The sequence below is a fragment of the Streptomyces sp. G7(2002) genome, assembly GCF_028870195.1.
Lineage (GTDB): Bacteria > Actinomycetota > Actinomycetes > Streptomycetales > Streptomycetaceae > Streptomyces > Streptomyces nigrescens.
On the sequence record NZ_CP102609.1, the window covers coordinates 2,555,725 to 2,574,892 of the forward strand.

At 71.6% G+C, this 19,168-nt stretch carries 17 protein-coding genes and 1 rRNA gene; 8 read left to right on the top strand and 10 right to left on the bottom strand.

Annotated features, from left to right (window positions below):
• Positions 1-370 precede the first annotated feature (370 nt).
• From NUT86_RS10360 to NUT86_RS40625, 3 genes are read right to left on the bottom strand one after another with little or no spacing between them, the layout of a single operon-like run.
• Positions 371-1,312: an NAD kinase gene (locus NUT86_RS10360; protein WP_202444142.1), complete on the bottom strand. Its 942-nt coding sequence runs from the start codon at positions 1,310-1,312 to the stop codon at positions 371-373.
• Entirely contained in the window at positions 1,309-2,124 is an 816-nt protein-coding gene (locus NUT86_RS10365; protein ID WP_026169335.1) for a TlyA family RNA methyltransferase, read from the bottom strand. Before NUT86_RS10365 ends, NUT86_RS10360 begins: the two co-directional genes overlap by 4 nt.
• A gap of 7 nt (positions 2,125-2,131) precedes the next feature.
• Complete coding sequence (locus NUT86_RS40625; RefSeq protein WP_381682726.1) at positions 2,132-2,704, bottom strand: hypothetical protein; 573 nt, start codon at positions 2,702-2,704, stop codon at positions 2,132-2,134.
• Positions 2,705-2,778: 74 nt separating this feature from the next.
• Here NUT86_RS40625 and NUT86_RS10375 point away from each other — a divergent pair, with 74 nt between their 5' ends.
• Entirely contained in the window at positions 2,779-3,126 is a 348-nt protein-coding gene (locus NUT86_RS10375; protein ID WP_093648059.1) for an SCP2 sterol-binding domain-containing protein, read from the top strand.
• A 105-nt stretch (positions 3,127-3,231) separates the two neighbouring features.
• On the opposite strand, the gene NUT86_RS10380 is transcribed toward NUT86_RS10375, so the two are convergent.
• The 3 genes from NUT86_RS10380 to NUT86_RS10390 form a co-directional block, all read right to left on the bottom strand.
• Positions 3,232-4,092 (bottom strand): ABC transporter ATP-binding protein, encoded by an 861-nt coding sequence (locus tag NUT86_RS10380; protein ID WP_018087965.1) that lies wholly within the window; start codon positions 4,090-4,092, stop codon positions 3,232-3,234.
• Positions 4,093-4,357: 265 nt separating this feature from the next.
• The gene (locus tag NUT86_RS10385) at positions 4,358-5,491 is read right to left on the bottom strand and encodes a FecCD family ABC transporter permease (protein ID WP_274734760.1); all 1,134 of its coding nucleotides are present in this window, start codon (positions 5,489-5,491) and stop codon (positions 4,358-4,360) included.
• Entirely contained in the window at positions 5,488-6,537 is a 1,050-nt protein-coding gene (locus NUT86_RS10390) for a FecCD family ABC transporter permease (RefSeq protein WP_274734761.1), read from the bottom strand. The genes NUT86_RS10385 and NUT86_RS10390 overlap by 4 nt, the downstream gene beginning before the upstream one ends.
• 62 nt (positions 6,538-6,599) lie before the next feature.
• Between NUT86_RS10390 and NUT86_RS10395 the strand changes: the two genes are divergently transcribed.
• Positions 6,600-7,628, top strand: a complete 1,029-nt coding sequence (locus tag NUT86_RS10395) for an ABC transporter substrate-binding protein (RefSeq protein WP_274734762.1) — start codon at positions 6,600-6,602, stop codon at positions 7,626-7,628.
• Between the two features lie 267 nt (positions 7,629-7,895).
• Positions 7,896-8,786 carry a siderophore-interacting protein gene (locus NUT86_RS10400; RefSeq protein WP_274734763.1) on the top strand — a complete coding sequence of 297 codons (891 nt, stop codon included), beginning with the start codon at positions 7,896-7,898 and terminating at the stop codon, positions 8,784-8,786.
• A gap of 25 nt (positions 8,787-8,811) precedes the next feature.
• Here the strand turns inward: NUT86_RS10400 and NUT86_RS10405 are convergent, their stop codons facing one another.
• Positions 8,812-9,837: an HAD-IIA family hydrolase gene (locus NUT86_RS10405; RefSeq protein ID WP_093648064.1), complete on the bottom strand. Its 1,026-nt coding sequence runs from the start codon at positions 9,835-9,837 to the stop codon at positions 8,812-8,814.
• Positions 9,838-10,007: 170 nt separating this feature from the next.
• Here NUT86_RS10405 and NUT86_RS10410 point away from each other — a divergent pair, with 170 nt between their 5' ends.
• The 5 genes from NUT86_RS10410 (at position 10,008) to NUT86_RS10430 (ending at position 16,699) form a co-directional block, all read left to right on the top strand.
• On the top strand, positions 10,008-11,273 hold the full coding sequence (locus NUT86_RS10410) for a DUF1015 family protein (protein ID WP_018087971.1): 1,266 nt from the start codon (positions 10,008-10,010) through the stop codon (positions 11,271-11,273).
• Between the two features lie 161 nt (positions 11,274-11,434).
• Positions 11,435-12,964 (top strand): pyridoxal phosphate-dependent decarboxylase family protein, encoded by a 1,530-nt coding sequence (locus NUT86_RS10415; protein WP_274734764.1) that lies wholly within the window; start codon positions 11,435-11,437, stop codon positions 12,962-12,964.
• Between the two features lie 35 nt (positions 12,965-12,999).
• Positions 13,000-14,319: a lysine N(6)-hydroxylase/L-ornithine N(5)-oxygenase family protein gene (locus tag NUT86_RS10420; RefSeq protein ID WP_274734765.1), complete on the top strand. Its 1,320-nt coding sequence runs from the start codon at positions 13,000-13,002 to the stop codon at positions 14,317-14,319.
• A complete protein-coding gene (locus NUT86_RS10425; RefSeq protein WP_266450778.1) occupies positions 14,316-14,885 on the top strand; it encodes a GNAT family N-acetyltransferase in 570 nt (189 codons plus the stop codon). Before NUT86_RS10420 ends, NUT86_RS10425 begins: the two co-directional genes overlap by 4 nt.
• Complete coding sequence (locus NUT86_RS10430) at positions 14,882-16,699, top strand: IucA/IucC family protein (RefSeq protein WP_274734766.1); 1,818 nt, start codon at positions 14,882-14,884, stop codon at positions 16,697-16,699. Before NUT86_RS10425 ends, NUT86_RS10430 begins: the two co-directional genes overlap by 4 nt.
• Before the next feature lie 87 nt (positions 16,700-16,786).
• Here NUT86_RS10430 and NUT86_RS10435 read toward each other — a convergent pair whose 3' ends face one another.
• The 3 genes from NUT86_RS10435 to rrf all read right to left on the bottom strand — a co-directional run bounded on the left by NUT86_RS10435 (position 16,787) and on the right by rrf (position 19,059).
• Complete coding sequence (locus NUT86_RS10435) at positions 16,787-17,533, bottom strand: tetratricopeptide repeat protein (protein WP_194295457.1); 747 nt, start codon at positions 17,531-17,533, stop codon at positions 16,787-16,789.
• Positions 17,470-18,750 carry a hypothetical protein gene (locus tag NUT86_RS10440; protein ID WP_274740785.1) on the bottom strand — a complete coding sequence of 427 codons (1,281 nt, stop codon included), beginning with the start codon at positions 18,748-18,750 and terminating at the stop codon, positions 17,470-17,472. Before NUT86_RS10440 ends, NUT86_RS10435 begins: the two co-directional genes overlap by 64 nt.
• Positions 18,751-18,942: 192 nt before the next feature.
• Positions 18,943-19,059 (bottom strand): 5S ribosomal RNA (gene rrf / locus NUT86_RS10445).
• Between the last annotated feature and the right edge of the window lie 109 nt (positions 19,060-19,168).

The following is a 19,168-nucleotide window of genomic DNA, read 5'->3' on the forward strand; positions in this document are numbered from 1 at the left end:
GGCGACGGCGGCGGGTGGCGCCGCGGGCACGGCCGCCGCCCTGCTCCGCGACCGGATCCCCATGTCGATATTCGCGAGGCCGGTCCTCGCGATTGCCTCGATGAGGGGAGCGAGGAAGATCAGGGGGCGGACCGTCGCCCGGCAGCGCCACGGTTTCGCGAGGCTGCGCGCGATCGGCACCGGCTGCCGCCTGACCCGGCGGCGGCCACGGGGACACCCCCGACGCCCCGAGGCACCGGCAGGGGGCTCACCACCCCGCGTGGGTCCGCCCCCCTCCCCCGCCCCCGCCGAGGCACTCCTCGTACACGGGCGCAGGGGGAAGGGCCACGGTCGCCACGGGCCCCTTCGCCGAGGGGCCGGGGCAGGAGGGCTAGTGCGGCGCCCCCCGCCACCCCGCCACCGGGAGGGCGAATTTGGCGACCAGACGATCCGTGAAGGAGGCATGGTGCAGACGGGCCAGGCGTACGGGTACGGCGCCGCGGCGGACCTCGACGCGGGCGCCGGCGGGCAGTTCGACACTGCGGCGGCCGTCGCACCAGAGAATGCCGTGCGGGGTCTTGGGCTGGACCTCGACCGCCAGCACGGAACGCGGCGACGTGATCAGCGGTTTGGCGAACAGCGCATGGGCGCTGATCGGGACCATCAGCAGGGCCTCGACCTCGGGCCAGACCACCGGCCCGCCGGCCGAGAAGGCGTACGCGGTCGAACCGGTCGGGGTCGCGCAGACCACCCCGTCGCCGCCGAAGCGCGAAACTGGCCGGCCGTCGACCTCGGTCACGACCTCCAGCATCCGCTCCCGTGCGGCCTTCTCCACCGACGCCTCGTTCAGGGCCCAATCGGTGTGGACGACATTGCCGTTGTTGCGGACGAGGACATCGATCGTCATCCGCTCCTCGACCTCGTACGCCCGGGTGACGACCCGGTCGACGACCTTGTCGAGGTCGTCGCGCTCGGCCTCCGCGAGGAAGCCGACCCGGCCCAGGTTGACCCCGAGCATCGGGACCCCGGACGTCCTGGCGAAGTCCGCGCCGCGCAGCAGCGTGCCGTCCCCGCCCAGGACCACCAGGAGTTCGCAGCCCTCGGCGGCGCACTGCTCGGAATCGACGCGCTGGACCGACGACGGCAGCGGCAGGTCCGCCGCCTCCTCCGCCAGCACCCGCACCCCGATGCCGCTGCGCAGCAGCCCCTGGACAACGAGTTCGGCACTGCGGATGGCCGCGGGGCGGCCCGTGTGTGCGAGCAGGAACACCGTCCGCCCGGCTCCGGTGTTCTCGTGTGCTGCGCTGCCTTCAACTGCCTGGGTAGTGGTCAACGAGGCCCCTCCGCCACTGCACGGTCGACGTCCGCCGGGTCGAGTGCAGGCGCCCCGGCGCGCAGCCACAGAAAGTACTCGACATTCCCGGAAGGTCCAGGCAGTGGGCTCGCAGTTACGCCAAGTACGCCAAATTCCAGTTCGGCGGCCCGGCTCGCGACCGCGCGTACGGCCTCGGCCCGCAGCTCCGCGCTGCGCACCACCCCACCGCTGCCCAGCCGCTCCTTGCCGACCTCGAACTGCGGCTTGACCATCAGCACCAGATCCGCGCCGGGCGCCGCACAGCGGGCCAGCGCGGGCAGTACGAGCCCCAGCGGGATGAACGAGAGATCGCCGACGACGAGGTCGACGGGTTCCGAGTCGATCTGTTCCAGCGTCAATTCGCGCACGTTGGTGCGGTCCTTCACGGTGACCCGCTCGTCGCTCTGGAGCGACCAGGCGAGCTGTCCGTATCCGACGTCGACGGCGACGACATGACGGGCGCCGGCCCGCAGCAGGACATCGGTGAAGCCACCGGTCGAGGCGCCCGCGTCCAGCGCCCGGCGGCCCTCGATCTTCAGACCGAGCGGGACGAAGGCGGCGAACGCCCCGGCGAGCTTGTGCCCGCCGCGCGAGACATAGTCGGGATCGCTCTCGTCCTCGCGGACGACCACGGCCGCGCTGGTCTCCACCTGAGTGGCCGGTTTGGTCGCGGTCGCCCCGCCGACGGTCACCCGGCCCGCGGCGATCAGCTGGCTGGCGTGCTCGCGCGAACGGGCCAGCTTGCGGCGCACCAGCTCCGCATCGAGTCGGCGTCGTGCCACTCCTGCCACCTGTGGTTCAGCTCCTGTTGTCGTGCGTCGTCGAGGAAGGGGCGGGCGGCCCGGGGTGCTGGTCGAGACCGGCCAGCACATCGCGCAGCCCACGATGCACATCCTCGTACACCTGGAGGTGTCCGCTCGCGGGGAGGTGGTCGGCATCGGCGAGGCGCCGCAGTCCGGCATCGACCGCGGCCTCACCGGTCGGTGTCACTCCCACCCCGATCGGCTGCGGCCCGGCGGGCCCCTCCGGCTCGGCCGTGGTGCCCGGCCTGCCCTGGCCCTCCGGCTCAGCCGGGGTACCCGCCCTGCCCTGACCCTCCGGCTCAGCCGCGGTGCCCGGCCGCCCCTGGCCACCCGGCTCGGCCGTGGTGCCCAGCCTCCCCTGGCCACCCAGATCGACGTTGGCGCCCAGCCGACCCTGGTCACCCGGCTCAGCGGCGCCGCCCGACGCGACAAGGCCGGACAGCAGGCCACCCGCGCTGCTCACGGCTCCGCCGCCCTCGTGCTCCCCGGGCTCCCCGGGCTCCGTGGGCTCCCCTGGCGCGGCTTCCGCGGGCGCCTCCGGCTCCGGGCCGGACATCGGCTCTTCCATGCCCCCGACGCTACCCCGGCGGAGCCGTTCGAGGACGAACGAGCCGTCCCCGACCTGGCGTATCGTCGCTCACGATGGCAACCCTCGACCAGTGCCGCGCCGCTCTCGACCGGCTGGCCCAGAACCTGTCCTCTGCCGACGGCAGCGTCCGCCGCGCCGCCACGCTCGACCGCTCGCTCAGCTGCCGCATCACGGACCTCGATGTGACCTTCCTCGGGCGCCTGGCTGACGGCACCATCCAGGAGGTGACCAGCGTGCCCGGCCCGCCCCCGCACAAGGCCGAGATCCGGCTGTCCATGGCCGGCGACGACCTGGTGGCCCTGGTGGACGGAGAGCTGAACTTCGCCAAGGCCTGGGGCAGCGGCCGCGTCAAGCTGGAGGCCGGCCTGCGCGACCTCCTGCGCCTCCGGACACTGCTCTAACAGCAGCCCCGCTCAGCCGCGCCCTGTCCGGCCGCAGCCCACTCCGCCCGCTCCCCCCACTCCGCCCGCCCCGTCGCCCCCAGGCTCCTTCGCTCTCCTACCGCCCTACCGCCCACCCGCCTGTCCGGCCCCCGCAGGTGCCTTCTCCGCCGTCGGACGGTCGGCGCGGGAGCCGCCGTTGCGGGGCTTGCGGGCGGCCGGGACGACCAGCGGGGTGCCGGTCTCCGGGTCGTCGATGATCTGGCAGCCGAGGCCGAAGACCTGTTCCACCAGCTCTGCCGTGACGATGTCGGCCGGGGCGCCCTCCGCGATGACCGCACCGTCCTTCATGGCGATGAGGTGCGTCGCGTAGCGGGCCGCGTGATTGAGGTCGTGCAGCACCGCGACCAGTGTGCGCCCCTGCTCCTCGTGGAGCTCCGCGCACAGGTCCAGGACCTCGATCTGATGCTGGATGTCCAGATACGTCGTCGGCTCGTCCAGCAGGAACAGCGGGGTCTGCTGGGCGAGCGCCATCGCGATCCACACCCGCTGCCGCTGTCCGCCGGACAGCTCGTCGACATAGCGGTCGGCCAGCTCACCGACCCCGGTGGCCGCCATCGACTCCTCGACGATCCGCTCGTCCTCGGGCGACCACTGCCGCAGCAGCCCCTGGTGCGGATAGCGGCCCCGTGCCACCAGATCCGACACGGTGATCCCGTCCGGGGCAATGGAGGACTGCGGCAGCAGCCCGAGCGTCCTGGCGACCTTCTTGGCCGGCAGCGAGGAGATCGCCGCGCCGTCCAGCAGTACCGACCCCTTGGCCGGTTTGAGCATCCGCGAGAGTGCGCGCAGCAGCGTGGACTTACCGCAGGCGTTCGGGCCGACGATGACCGTGAAGGAGTGGTCGGGGATGGCGACCGAGAGGTTCTCGGCGATGACCCGCTGGTCGTAGGCGAGGGTGACGTTCTCGGCCGTAAGACGGCTCACTTCGGAACTCCTGGGGTTGTCGTGTCACTGCTGTTGCCCGGCCCGGCACCCGCCGCACCGCCACCCGCCGCACCGCCGCCGCCCGGAGGGCGCACCGCCGCCCGGCCCACGCGGGGTTCCCGACCCGCCGCACCGCCACCCGCCGCACCGGCACCGCCCGGAGGGCGCACCGCCGCCCGGCCCACGCGGGGTTCCTGCCCGGCACCGGCCGCGCCGCCCTCCGGCGCCCACCGCCCGGCCCGTGCTCCCGCGGCCGCCCGGCCGCTCATACGCGTCCCGCCTTGCGCTCCGTGGCCAGCAGCCACAGCAGATAGCCGCCGCCGAGGACGCCGGTGAGCACCCCGACCGGCAGCTGGTCGGCGCCGAAGAGCCGCTGTGACGCCCAGTCCGCGGCGACCAGCAGCACGGATCCCATGAGGGCGGACAGCACCAGATTGGGGCCGGGCATGGGGGCCCCTCCCCCGCCCTGGAGCCACCGCGGGAGGGTCAGCCGGCGGGCCACCTGGGGTGCGGTGAGCGCGACGAAGGAGATCGGCCCGGCCGCCGCGGTGGCGGCGGCGACCAGCACAACCGCCGCCAGCAGCACGGTGATACGGACCCGGTCGACCCGTACACCCAGCGCATGGGCGGCGTCATCGCCCATCTCCAGCATGCGCAGCGGCCGCCCGTGGAAGAGCAGCAGCGGGACGAGGACGGCGCAGACGACGGCCAGCGGCTGGACCTGGTCCCAGTCACGGCCGTTGAGGGAACCGGTCATCCAGGTGGTGGCCCGGGTCGCCTCGACGATGTTCGCCTTGGTCATGAGGAAGAGCACCATCGCGTAGAGCATGGCGCTCGCTCCGATGCCGACGAGCACGAAGCGGTAGCCGTGGATGCCGCGCTTCCAGGCGAGCAGGAAGATGGCGACACCGGTGCCCACCCCGCCGGCCACCGCTCCGGCCGCGACCCCGAAGGCCCCGGCCTGGAAGTAGACGATGGCGACCAGGGCGCCGACGGACGAGCCCTGGGCGAAGCCGAGGACGTCCGGACTGCCCAGCGGGTTGCGGGAGACGGTCTGGAAGACCGCCCCGGAGATTCCGAACGCGGCGCCCACCAGCAGCCCCACCAGCACCCGCGGCAGTCGCAGCTCGTGCACGATGTACTGCTGGCCGGGGTCCCCGTCGCCGGTCAGGGTGGCGAACACCTCGGCCGGGGTCATCGGGTAGTCGCCGGAGCCGATCAGGGCGATACCGGCGGCCAGCGCGACGGCCAGCAGCAGCAGTCCGACCACCGTGGCGCGCACGTCCAGGCGCAGCGAGACGCCGCCCTTGGTGCGTACCGCCCGCACCCGCCGGACCGCCGCCGGTACGTTCTCGGCCTCGGGCCCCGTGCCCTTGCCGGACTTCACGGTCGCGCTCACAGCTGGGCCATCCTCCGACGTCGTACGAGATAGATGAAGACCGGGCCGCCGAGGACGGCCGTGACGATGCCGACCTGCAGCTCACCGGGCCGGGCCACGACCCGGCCCAGGACATCCGCACCGAGCAGCAGGACCGGTGAGAGCACCGCGGAGTACGGCAGGAGCCAGCGCATATCGGGCCCGGTGACGGCACGTACGGCATGCGGAACCATCAGGCCCACATAGACGATCGGGCCGCAGGCGGCGGTCGCGCCGCCGCACAGCAGGGTGACGGCGAGCATCGCCATCACCCGGGTGCGGGTCAGCCGGGCGCCCAGCGCGCGTGCCTGGTCGTCGCCGAGCGCGATGGCGTTCAGCGGCCGGGCGATCAGCAGCGCGAGGACGCCGCCCACCGCCAGGAACGGCGCGATGCCGGTGACCGTCGGCAGGGTGGCCGAGGCCAGCGAACCCACCGTCCAGAAGCGCATCTTGTCCAGTGCCGCGGTGTCCATCAGGTTGACGGCGTTGATGTAGCCGATGAGGACGGCGGTCAGCGCGGTGCCGGCCAGGGCGAGCCGTACGGGTGTGGCGCCGCGGGTGCCGCCGAGGACGTACACCGCGACATTGACCACCGCGGCGCCGGCGAACGCGAACCACACATAGCCGGTCAGCGAGGTGATGCCGAAGAAGCTGATGGCGGAGACGACCGCGGCGGAGGCACCGGCGTTGATGCCGAGAACTCCGGGGTCCGCCAGGGGGTTTCGGGTCAGCGCCTGCATGACCGTGCCGGCGAGGCCGAGCGCGGCGCCGACGATCAGGCCGAGCAGGGTGCGTGGGAAGCGGACATCGCGGATGACCACGTCGGTGTCGGACCCGGTGTAGTGGAACACCCCGTGCCACACCTGGTCGAGGGGGATCTGTTTGGCGCCGACGGCGATACCGAGGACGACGATGACGGCCAGCACGGCCACCGAGACCACCAGCCCCGCGGAGCGCAGGAGGGGGCGCCGCCGGGGTGTCACGGGGTCCGGAGCCGTTGCCGCTTCGGGGGGACTGTCAACCAACACGATGGTTAGGTTAGCCTACCCTCACATTCGACTCGCAGCCCCTCCCAGAGAGAAGTGCACCCATGAGCACCTCCCGAAACGTCACTCCGTCCCGTCGCGGCATCTTGGCCGCGGGCGGCGCCGTCGGCATCGGCGCCCTGCTGGCCGCGTGCGGCGGAGGAAAGGACTCGGGGGGCGCCAACGGCGACGCCAAGACCGGCCCTTGGTCCTTCACCGACGACCGCAAGGAGAAGGTCTCCCTCAAGAGCACCCCTCAGCGTATCGTCGCCTTCACCGGCACCGCGGCCGCTCTGCACGACTTCGGGATCGACGACCAGATCGTCGGCGTCTTCGGCCCCACCAAGCTCAAGAACGGCAAGCCCGACCCGCAGGCCGGCGACCTGGATGTCGACAAGGTCACCATCATCGGCAACGCCTACAACCAGTTCAACGTCGAGAAGTACGCGTCGCTGCGCCCCGATCTGCTGGTGACGAACATGTACGAGCCGGGCGCGCTGTGGTTCGTCCCGGACGACAGCAAGGACAAGATCACCCCGCTGGCGAAGAGCGTCGCCATCACCTCGGCCCGGGTCCCGCTCCTCAAGATCATCGAGCGCTACGCCGACCTGGCGAAGTCATTCGGCGCCGACCTGGGGGCCAAGAAGGTCACCGACGCCAAGGCCCGTTTCGAGAAGGCCTCCGAGGCGCTGCGCAAGGCCGCCAAGTCCCACCCGGTCAAGGTGCTCGCCTGCTCCGGCAGCCCGGACCTCTTCTACGCCTCCAACCCCGGCATCAACGCCGACCTCATGTACTACAAGTCCCTCGGCGTGGACCTGATCGTCCCCGACCACCTGGACAAGGGCGGCTACTTCGAGAGCCTGAGCTGGGAGAACGCCGACAAGTACAAGGCGGATGTGCTCCTGCTGGACAACCGGACCGCCACCCTCCAGCCCAAGGACCTGGCGGCCAAGCCCTCCTGGGCCAAGCTGCCCGCCGTCAAGGCCGGCCAGATCACCCCGTGGTCGAGCGAACCACGTTTCTCCTACGCGGGCGCCGCCCCGCTCATCGAGTCGCTCACCAAGGCCATCGAGGGCGCCAAGAAGACCAAGTGACCGACGGCCGCGGTGGATCGCCGGACACCGGCCGCAGCACACCCCGGCCGCCACGGTCCACCGCGGCACCCACGCACTCAGCGCCCCAGCGCCCCCGCACCCCCGCACCTCCGCGCCTCCGCGTCTTCGGCAACCAGCCCCTCAGCCCCTCAGCCCCTCAGCCCCTCAGCACCCAAAAGCCTGCGCAACACCCGAAAGCCCCCGCACCACAAGCCACCGCACCACCACACCGAACAAGTCCCCGCACCGTCCCGGGAGGTCCCCCACATGACCACGACCGCCGCCCCCGCCACCGCGCCGTTCCGCTTCTTCGATGTGCACGTCGTACGGGCCCGGCGGGTGAGCCCCTCCGTGGTGCGGATCACCTTCGGCGGCGACCGGCTGGACGAGCTGGCCTCCGGCGGTCGTGACCAGCGCTTCAAGCTCTTTCTCCCGCAGCCCCACCAGGACCGGCCCGTTTTCCACGACATGGGCGACAGCTGGTACACCACCTGGCGGGCGCAGGATCCGGCCGAGCGGGCGGTGATGCGCTCGTACACCATCCGCGAACAGCGCCACGATCCACGGGAGTTCGATGTCGACTTCGCGCTGCACGGTGCCGGCCCGGGGGCCGATCCCCTGGCGGGCGGACCCGCCTCCCGCTGGGCCGCCCACGCCCGGCCCGGCGACCGGCTGACCGTCCTCGCCCCGGCCGTCGAGGACAACGGCGGTGTCGACTTCCGGCCGCCGGCCGGCACCGACTGGATCCTGATCACCGGTGACGAGACGGCGCTGCCCGCGATCGCCGGCATCCTGTCCTGGCTCTCCCCCGGCACCCACGCCAAGGTCTGGATCGAGATCGCGCACGAGGACGACCGGCAGCAGCTGCCGTCCTTCGCCGACGCCGACATCACCTGGCTCGTCCGGGACGGATCGACCGCCGCGCGGTGCGAGCCGGTGCTCGACGCCCTGCGCGCCGCCGACCTTCCCGAGGGCACCCCGTACGCCTGGGTCGCCGGCGAGTCCGGCACCGTCAAGGCGGTGCGCAGGCACCTCGTCCGTGAGCGCGGCATCGACCGCAGGGCCGTCAAGTTCACCGGCTACTGGCGCCGTGGCGCCTCCGAGGAGGACCTGCTCGCGGAGCTGACGGCCGGCGCACCGGCCTCCTCGGAGGACTGAGCCGGGCGGACCGGGGCGCCGGGCCTCACCTGCCGATCCGCGCCAGCGCCTTCCCCGTGTCCGCCCCGTAACTGCCGTCCCCCGCAGCCGTCCAGGCCGCCGCGCACAGCGCCCGCAGCCCGTCGACCGGTGTGCCCTCGCCCTCCACCAGGAGGGTGTCCCCGGCCGCCTCGGCCCGCCAGCCGCCGCACCGGAAACCGCCGTCGGCCGCGGTCACCTCCGGCTGCGGTGTCAGCAGCCCGCGCAGATCCTCGTCCACATAGGCGGGGCGGTGCTGCGGCGGGGCCGCCAGCAGCTCGGCCGGTGTGGTGACGCCGGTGAGCACCAGCAGCGAGTCGACCTCACCGTTGTAGGCCCCCTCGATGTCGGTGTCGAGCCGGTCGCCGATCACCAGCGGCCGCCGCGCACCGGTCCGCAGCACCGTCTCCCGGTGCATCGGCGGCTGCGGTTTGCCCGCCACCTGCGGGGTGCCGCCCGCGGCGATCCGGACCACCTCCACCAACGCGCCGTTGCCGGGGGCGATCCCGCGCTCCTTGGGGATCGTCAGATCCGTGTTGGACGCGAACCAGGGCACCCCGCGCTGCACCGCGTACGCGGCCTCCGCCAGCCGCTCCCAGTCCAGCGAGGGGTCGTAGCCCTGCACCACGGCCGCCGGGTCGTCGTCCGCGGAGAAGACGGGCTCCAGACCGCGCTCGCGCAGCGCCACCCGCAGCCCCTCGCCGCCGATGGCCAGCACCCGCGCGCCCGGCGGCACCTGTTCGGAGATCAGCCGTGCCACCGCCTGCGCGGAGGTGATCACATCGTCCGGACCGGTCGGCAGACCAAAACCGGACAGCTGGTCGGCGACGGCCTGCGGGGTCCGGGCGGCGTTGTTGGTCACATAGGCGAGATGCATTCCGCCCTCCCGTGCGCGCGTCAGCGACGCCACGGCGTGCTCGATGGCCTGTCCGCCGGCGTAGACCACCCCGTCCAGATCCAGCAGCGCGGTGTCATATGCCTCGCTCAGCGCGTGCCGGCACCCGTCGGGCTGCCTGCGCACCTGCTCGTCCATGCCGTCTCGCTCCTCGCTCACGCGTCGCACCAAGGGTCCGCCGCCCGCAGGGACGCGCTCACCGCGCCGCCGGGCCCGCCGTTCCCCGCAGCGCGCATACCGATATTTCCAGCCACGCACGGGCTGTCCCCCGATCCTCCCTCATCCGCCCGGCGGCATAGCATTCTTCAATGACCAGTACCGACGGCCTCCGCCTCCTCCCGTTCCGCGGACTGCGTTACGCCCGGGAACGGGTCAGCAGCCTGACCGCCGTGATGTCCCCGCCGTACGACGTGGTGGTCCGGCCGGACGGGGTGCGCCATCTGGAGACCGCCGATCCGTACAACATCGTCCGGCTGATCCTCCCGCACGCCGCGGACCCCACCACCCGCCACCGCCAGGCCGCCGACACCCTGCACCGCTGGCGCAGCGAGGGCGTGCTGACGCAGGACGCCGAGCCCGCGCTGTACGTCTACGAGCAGCGCGCCGGTGAGGTGCTGCAGCGCGGGCTGATCGGGGCGCTGCGCCTGGACGGTCCGGTGCTGCCGCACGAGGGCGTCATCCCCGAGGTGGTCGAGGACCGGGCCGCCCTGATGCGCGCGGCGGCCGCGAACTTCGAACCGCTGCTGCTCTCCTACCGCGGCGAGGGCACCGCGACCGGCGCCACCGCGGTCATCGAGCGCGTGGTGGAGGGTGAGCCGCTGCTCGCCACCACCACGGAGGACGGCTTCGCCCACCGCCTGTGGGCGGTCACCGACCCCGCCGACCTCACCGCCATCGACGACGATCTCAGCCGCCGGCAGGCCTTGATCGCCGACGGCCACCACCGCTGGGCGACCTACCAGCGGCTGTACGAGCAGCTGCCCGGCGCCACCGCCGGCTCGCCCTGGGCCTCCGGTCTGGTGCTGCTGGTGGACACCGCCCGCTATCCGCTCCAGGTCCGCGCGATCCACCGCGTACTGCCGCATCTTCCGCCCGCCAAGGCGCTGGCGGACCTGGCCGGCGCCTTCCGCGCCCGCACCCTCCCGGGCGAGCTGTCCGCCGCCCTGGAGGCCCTGGAGGAGACACCCGGCACCGCCTTCGTCCTCGCCGGCGGACCGGACTCCTTCCACCTCCTGGACCGTCCCGACCCCGGCCTGCTCGACCGTACGATCCGCCGGGACCGGCCCGAGGTCTGGCGCCAGCTGGACGCCACCGTGCTGCACTCCGTCCTGCTGGACGAGGTCTGGCACATCCCTGACCACCCGTCGGACATCGGCTATCTGCATCACACCGGAGCCGCCGTCGAGCAGGCCGCCCGGCACGGCGGCACGGCCGTCCTGATGCGCGCCACCTCCGAGGAGACGGTCCGCCAACTCGCCGAGCACGGTGTGACGATGCCGCGGAAGTCCACCTCCTTCGGCCCCAAGCCCGCAACGGGCCTGGTCCTGCGCACCCTGGACGACCACGAGAACTGATCTCCCCCGGCGCCGGCCGCCGCCACGGCACCCTCCACCCCACCCGCGACTTAGTTAGGTTAGGCTTACCTCACTACGTCGCCGGGTGGGTCTCCCTGCCCCTGCGCACAACCCCGCCCTGCGCAGGACGTGGTCAACTCCGCACCAGGGAGGACATGTTCATGAGTCTCCTCGCGCACTCTGCCGAGGACCCGGCCGACAACCGGGCGTATCTGCTCAACAACGGCACGGCCGGGCGCTACCACAGCGCGGTCACCGAGAGCGTTACCCGGATCAGCGCCAAAATAGCCGGTACCACCCGCCCGTTCACCGGCATCACCGTCGACGGTCTCACCCCCACCGTCTCCGGGGTCGACCTCGACGCACCCCTGCACGACGCGGCCGCCGCACTCGACGAACTCGAAGAGGTCTACCTCCGCGACGCCGTCTACTTCCACCACCCGCGCTACCTCGCGCACCTCAACTGCCCGGTGGTGATCCCCGCCCTCGTCGGCGAGGCCGTGCTCTCCGCCGTCAACTCCTCGCTGGACACCTGGGACCAGAGTGCGGGCGGCACGCTGATCGAGCGCCGGCTGATCGACTGGACGGCCGAACGGATCGGCCTGGGCGAGGCGGCCGACGGCATCTTCACCAGCGGCGGCAGCCAGTCCAACCTCCAGGCCATGCTGCTCGCCCGCGACGAGGCCTGCCGCCGGGAGCTGACCCGCGAGGGCGCGACCGACGCCCGGCTCACCGACGTCCTGCCCCGGCTGCGCATCCTCACCTCCGAATGCAGCCACTTCAGCATCCGCAAGTCGGCGACCCTGCTCGGCATGGGCGCGGAAGCCGTCATCGCGGTCCCCAGCGACGAGAACAAGCGGATGCGCACCGACGAGCTGGCCGCCCAACTGGCGCGCTGCGAACGCGACGGCCTGATCCCCATGGCCGTCGTCGCCACCGCCGGCACCACCGACTTCGGCTCCATCGACCCGCTCCCCGAGATCGCCGGCCTGTGCGCCGGATACGGCGCCTGGATGCATGTCGACGCCGCCTACGGCTGCGGACTGCTGGTCTCCCGCCGCCGCGACCTGCTGTCCGGTATCGAACGCGCCGACTCGGTGACCGTCGACTACCACAAGTCCTTCTTCCAGCCGGTCAGTTCGAGCGCCATCCTGGTCCGCGACCGCGCCACGCTGAAGCACGTCACCTACCACGCGGACTATCTCAACCCCCGCCGCATGGTGGAGCAGCGCATCCCCAACCAGGTCGACAAGTCGATCCAGACCACCCGCCGCTTCGACGCCCTCAAGCTCTGGCTCACCCTGCGCATCATGGGCGCCCAGGCCGTCGGCGAACTCTTCGACGAGGTCATCGACCGGGCCGCGGACGCCTGGAAACTGCTGTATGACGACCCCCGCTTCGATGTCGTCGTCGAGCCCCGGCTGAGCACCCTGGTCTTCCGGTACGTCCCCACCACCGACCAGGACCCCGAACTCAGCGACCGGGTCAATCTGCACGCCAGGGAAGCCCTGTTCGCCTCCGGTGAGGCGATCGTCGCGAGCACCGTCGTCGACGGCCGCCACTACCTCAAGTTCACCCTGCTCAACCCGGAGACCACGCTCGAGGACATCGCCACCGTCCTCGACCTGATCGCCGAGCACGCCGGCAGCTTCCTCGCCGAGCAGCCCCGGCCGGCGCTCAGCGCGCGCTGAACCTCCCCCCACCGACCGCCCCCATCGGAGACTCCGTGTCCGCCCCTTACGACTTCATCGCCATCGGCCTCGGCCCGTTCAACCTGGGCCTGGCCTGTCTGACCGAGCCGATCGACGGACTCGACGGCCTCTTCCTGGACAACAAGGCGTCCTTCGACTGGCACCCCGGCATGATGCTGGACAGCAGCCACCTCCAGGTGCCGTTCCTGGCCGACCTGGTCACCCTCGCCGACCCCACCTCCCCCTTCTCGTTCCTGAACTACCTCAAGGAATCGGGACGGATGTACTCGTTCTACATCCGCGAGAACTTCTATCCGCTGCGCGCCGAGTTCAACGACTACTGCCGCTGGGCAGCCGGCAAACTCGCCTCCGTCCGCTTCGCCCACCAGGTCACCACCGTCGAGTACGACGCGCGCGAAGAGCTCTACACCGTCCACGCCGAGCAGCTGCCCACCGGCGAACGCCACACCTTCCGCGCCCGCAGGCTCGTCCTGGGCACCGGCACCCCGCCGCACATCCCGGAGGCCTGCCAGGGGCTCGGCGGTGACCTGCTGCACAACGCCGGCTACCTCGACGCCAAGGCGGCCCTCCAGGCCAAGGACAGCATCACCCTCATCGGCAGCGGCCAGAGCGCGGCGGAGATCTACTTCGACCTCCTCCAGGACATCGACAGCCACGGCTACCACCTGACCTGGGCCACCCGCTCCCCCCGCTTCTTCCCCCTCGAATACACCAAGCTCACGCTGGAGATGACCTCCCCGGAGTACGTGGACTACTTCCACGCCCTCCCGCCGGCCACCCGCGACCACCTCAACGCCACCCAGAAGCACCTCTACAAGGGCATCGACTCGGCGCTGATCAACGACATCTTCGACCTGCTCTACCAGAAGAACCTGGGCGGTCCGGTCCCCACCCGGCTCCTCACCAACACCGCCCTGCAGCAGGCCAGTTACGACGAGGCGTCCGGCACCTACACCCTGGGTCTGCGCCAGGAGGAACAGGGCACCGACTTCGCCCTCGACACCCAGGGCCTGATCCTCGCCACCGGCTACCGCTACCGCGTACCGGACTTCCTCTCCGCCGTCCGCGACCGCATCGTCTGGGACGACTCCGGCCGCTACGACGTGGCGCGCAACTACAGCATCGACACCACCGGCCAGGGCATCTTCGTGCAGAACGCCGAGCTGCACACCCATGGCTTCGTCACCCCCGACCTCGGCATGGCCGCCTACCGCAACGCGTGCATCATCCGCGAGCTGCTCGGCCGCGAGTACTACCCGGTCGAAAAGGCCATCGCCTTCCAGGAGTTCGCCGCCCCGGCCGGTTCGCACCACCCCATGGAGCTGCCGGCATGAACACCCCCCTCTTCACCCGCACCGACGCCACCCTCGGGGAGTTCTCGCTCCGCCCGGTCGACCCGTACGGCGACGCCGAACTGCTGCACCGCTGGGTCACCCACCCCAAGGCCGCCTTCTGGCTGATGCAGGACTGCGACCTCGCCGCCGTCGAGAAGGAATTCGCGCGGATAGCCGCCGACCCCTTCCACGACGCCTTCCTCGGCCTGCACAACGGCACCCCGGCCTTCCTCATGGAGCGCTACGACCCCGCCCACCGAGAACTCGTCGGCATCCACGCCGCCGAACCGGGCGACGTCGGTATGCACTTCCTGTCGGCGCCCACCGACACCCCCGTGCACGGCTTCACCCTCGCCGTGATCACCACCGTCATGGAGATGCTCTTCGACGACCCGGCCACCCGCCGCGTCGTCGTCGAGCCCGACGCGCGCAACACCGCCGTCCACGCCCTCAACAAGGCCGTCGGCTTCGAGATCCTGCGCACCGTCTCGCTCCCCTCCAAAGACGCCTACCTCAGCACCTGCACCCGCGACCAGTTCCTGGCCACCCGAGGAGACCACCGATGACCGCCCCCTCCGACGGCACCTTGCCCCTCTCCGCCCGGGACGCCGTCGCCCACCTCACCCCCGGCCTGTGGGCCCGCGCCAACCGGCTGCTGATCCGCAAGGGCCTCGCCGAGTTCGCCCACGAGCGGCTGCTCACCCCCAAGCGCCTCCCCCAGGACGGCCACTACGCCATACGCAGCGACGACGGCACCACGGAGTACCGCTTCGCCGCCCGCAGACGAGCCCTGGACCACTGGCAGATCGACGCCGACAGCATCACCCGGCACCGCGACGACAGCGAACTCCCGCTGGACGCCCTGGCGTTCTTCATCGAACTCCGTGAAGCCCTGGGCCTCGGCGACGCCATCCTGCCGGTCTACCTGGAGGAGATCAGCTCCACCCTCTCCGGCACCGCCTACAAACTCGCCGCCGGCCGGACCGGTGCCGCCGAGCTCGCGAAGGCGCCCTTCCAGGCCATCGAGACCGGTATGACCGAGGGCCACCCCTGCTTCGTCGCCAACAACGGCCGGCTCGGCTTCGGCATCCACGAGTACCACGCCTACGCCCCCGAGACCGCGGCCCCGCTCCGGCTGATCTGGCTCGCCGCCCGCCGCGACCACGCCACCTTCACCGCCGGCGCCGGCCTCGACTACGACGCCCTCATCCGCGACGAACTCCCCGAGGAGACCCGCACCCGCTTCGCCGCCACCCTCATCACCCTCGGCCTCGACCCGGCCGACTACTACTTCTTCCCCGCCCACCCCTGGCAGTGGTGGAACAAGCTCTCCGTCACCTTCGCCGCCGAAGTCGCCCAGCAGCACCTGGTGTGCCTGGGCCCCGGCGACGACGACTACCTGGCGCAGCAGTCCATCCGCACCTTCTTCAACACGACCGACCCCGCCAAGCACTACGTCAAAACGGCGCTCTCGGTCCTCAACATGGGCTTCATGCGCGGTCTGTCCGCGTCCTACATGGAGGCCACCCCGGCCATCAACGACTGGCTGGCCCGCCTCATCGACGCCGACGACACCTTCCGGGCCGCCCGCTTCTCGATCATCCGTGAGCGCGCCGCCATCGGCTACCACCACCGCCAGTACGAGGCCGCCACCGCCAAGGGCTCCCCGTACCGGAAAATGCTCGCCGCCCTGTGGCGCGAAAGCCCCGTCCCCACCCTCGAACCGGGCCAGCGCCTGGCCACCATGGCCTCGCTCCTCCATGTCGACCACGACGGCGGTTCCCTCGCCGCCGCCCTCATCGAGGAATCCGGCCTGGAGCCCGCCGTCTGGCTGCGCCGCTACCTGGACGCCTATCTGACGCCGGTCGTGCACGCCTTCTACGCCTACGACCTGGTCTTCATGCCGCACGGCGAGAACGCCATCCTGGTCGTCGAGGACGGCGCCGTGGCCCGCGTGATCTTCAAGGACATCGCCGAGGAGATCGCCGTCCTGGACCCGGACGCGGTCCTGCCGCCCACGGTCGAACGCATCCGCGCCGACGTCCCCGAGGACAAGAAACTCCTGTCCGTCTTCACCGACGTCTTCGACTGCTTCTTCCGCTTCCTCAGCAGCACCCTCGACGACCACGGCATCCTCGACGAGGACACCTTCTGGCGCACGGTCGCCGCCTGTGTCACCGACTACCAGACGGCCAACCCCCACCTCGCCGACAAGTTCGACCGCTACGACCTGTTCACCGACGAGTTCGCGCTCTCCTGCCTCAACCGCCTCCAGCTACGCAACAACCAGGAGATGGTCGACCTCCAGGACCCCGCGGGCGCCCTCCAGCTCATCGGCACCCTCCGCAACCCGCTCGCCCCCTACGCGCCGGCCTCCTGACCCCTCCCCCACACGCAGAAGGGCGGGACCCCACCCCGGGGTCCCGCCCTTCCTCATGCGTCACATCGGCTCACACCGACGGCCGGCTCAGTCCTTCGCGGAATCCGCCTCGTCCTGCGCACCGTCGTCCTCGGCGCCGTCCAGCTCGTCGTCCTCTTCCAGCGCGTCGGTGAACTCCACGCCGTCCAGCTCCGCGAGCCGGTCCGAGGCGTCCGTCGTGCCGCCCTGGTCGGCCTCCAGCGCCCTGGCGAACCAGTCACGCGCCTCGTCCTCGCGCCCGACCGCCAGCAGCGCATCCGCGTACGCATACCGCAGCCGTGCCGTCCACGGGTGCACCGCGCTCGACGCGAGCTCCGGGCTCTGCAGCGTCACCACCGCCGCGTCCGCCTGGCCCATGTCCCGCCGGGCACCGGCCGCGACCAGCCGCATCTCGACCTGTCCGGCCTTGTCGAGCTTCTGCACCTCGGGCTCGCCGGCCATGGCCATCGCCTTCTCCGGACGGCCGAGACCACGCTCGCAGTCCGCCATGACGGGCCACAGCTCCACACTGCCGGTCATCCGCCGCGCCGCCCGGAACTCCGCCAGCGCCTCGCTGTACTTGCCGACCGCGTACGCCGCGAAGCCCGCGGCCTCACGCACCGCCGCGACCCTGGAGGCCAGCCGCAGCGCCACCCGCGAGTACCCGTACGCCTGCTCGGGGTCCTCGTCCAGCAGCTTCGCCACCATCACCAGGTTCTTGGCGACATCCTCGGCAAGCGTCTTCGGCAGGCTCAGCAGCTCCTGGCGCACGTCCTTGTCGATCTCGTCACCGGTGACATCCTCCGGAATCGGCAGCCGCTTGATCGGCTCCCGGTCCCGGTCCCGCCGGTCATCCCGACGGTCGTCCCGCCGGTCATCGCGCCCCCGGCCACCGCCGTAAGGCCGACGCCCCCCACGCTCGTCATCCCGCCGGAACCCACCCCGGTCATCCCGACGCGGCCCACGGTCATCCCTACGGAACCCACCACGGTCATCGCGACGGTCCCCGCCGCGGTCATCCCGCCGGTCTCCGCCGCGGTACCCACCGCGGTCGCCACCGGACGGCCGGTCATCACGCCGGAACCCACCACGGTCGCCGCCACGGTCATCGCGACGGTCTCCACCGCGGTACCCACCGCGGTCGCCACCGGACGGCCGGTCATCGCGACGGAACCCGCCACGGTCGCCACCAGAGGGACGGTCGTCCCTACGGAAACCACCGCGGTCGTCCCGCCGGTCGCCGCCGCGGTCATCGCGACGGTCGCCGCCGCGGTATCCGCCACGGTCACCACCGGACGGCCGGTCATCACGCCGGAACCCACCACGATCGCCGCCGCGGTCGTCCCGCCGGTCTCCGCCGCGGTACCCACCGCGGTCGCCACCGGACGGCCGGTCATCACGCCGGAACCCACCACGGTCGCCGCCACGGTCATCGCGACGGTCTCCACCGCGGTACCCACCGCGGTCGCCACCGGACGGCCGGTCATCGCGACGGAACCCGCCACGGTCGCCACCAGAGGGACGGTCGTCCCTACGGAAACCACCGCGGTCGTCCCGCCGGTCGCCGCCGCGGTCATCGCGACGGTCGCCGCCGCGGTATCCGCCACGGTCACCACCGGACGGCCGGTCATCACGCCGGAACCCACCACGGTCGCCGCCTCGGTCCCCACCGGAGGGACGGGAAGGACGGTCATCCCGACGGAACCCAGGACGATCCCCGCCCCGCTCCTCCCGCCGGAACCCGCCACCACGCTCATCATCCCGACGCGGCCCACGGTCATCCCTACGGAACCCACCACGGTCACCACCGCGGTCGTCCCGCCGGTCGCCACCGCGGAATCCACCACGGTCCCCACCGGACGGCCGGTCATCACGCCGGAAACCGCCACGGTCGCCGCCGCGGTCGTCCCGCCGGTCTCCGCCGCGGTACCCACCACGGTCGCCACCGGACGGCCGATCATCACGCCGGAAACCTCCGCGGTCACCACCGCGGTTGTCACCGCGCGGCCCACGGTCATCACGCCGGAAACCACCGCGGTCACCGTCGTCGCGCCGCTGCGGCCGGCGCTCCGAACGATCGTCGGAAGAGTTGGTGGACATCGACGTGACTCCTGTCTTCGGTACTGCATTCATTCTCACGCACCGACCAGTTCGGCGCGCTTCGGAAAAACAAAAAGGACCCTTGGTCCCAGCGTGAACGCTGGGACCAAGGGTCCTGAAAGATTGTTCGGCGGCGTCCTACTCTCCCACAGGGTCCCCCCTGCAGTACCATCGGCGCTGAAAGGCTTAGCTTCCGGGTTCGGAATGTAACCGGGCGTTTCCCTAACGCTATGACCACCGAAACCCTATCGGGTTCGAGCGAACAAGCACACTCTTCAGTTAATTGAAGTGAAACTTGGTTCAACCAGCGATTGCGACTGTTCGCAACCCGGGAACCACACAGTGGACGCG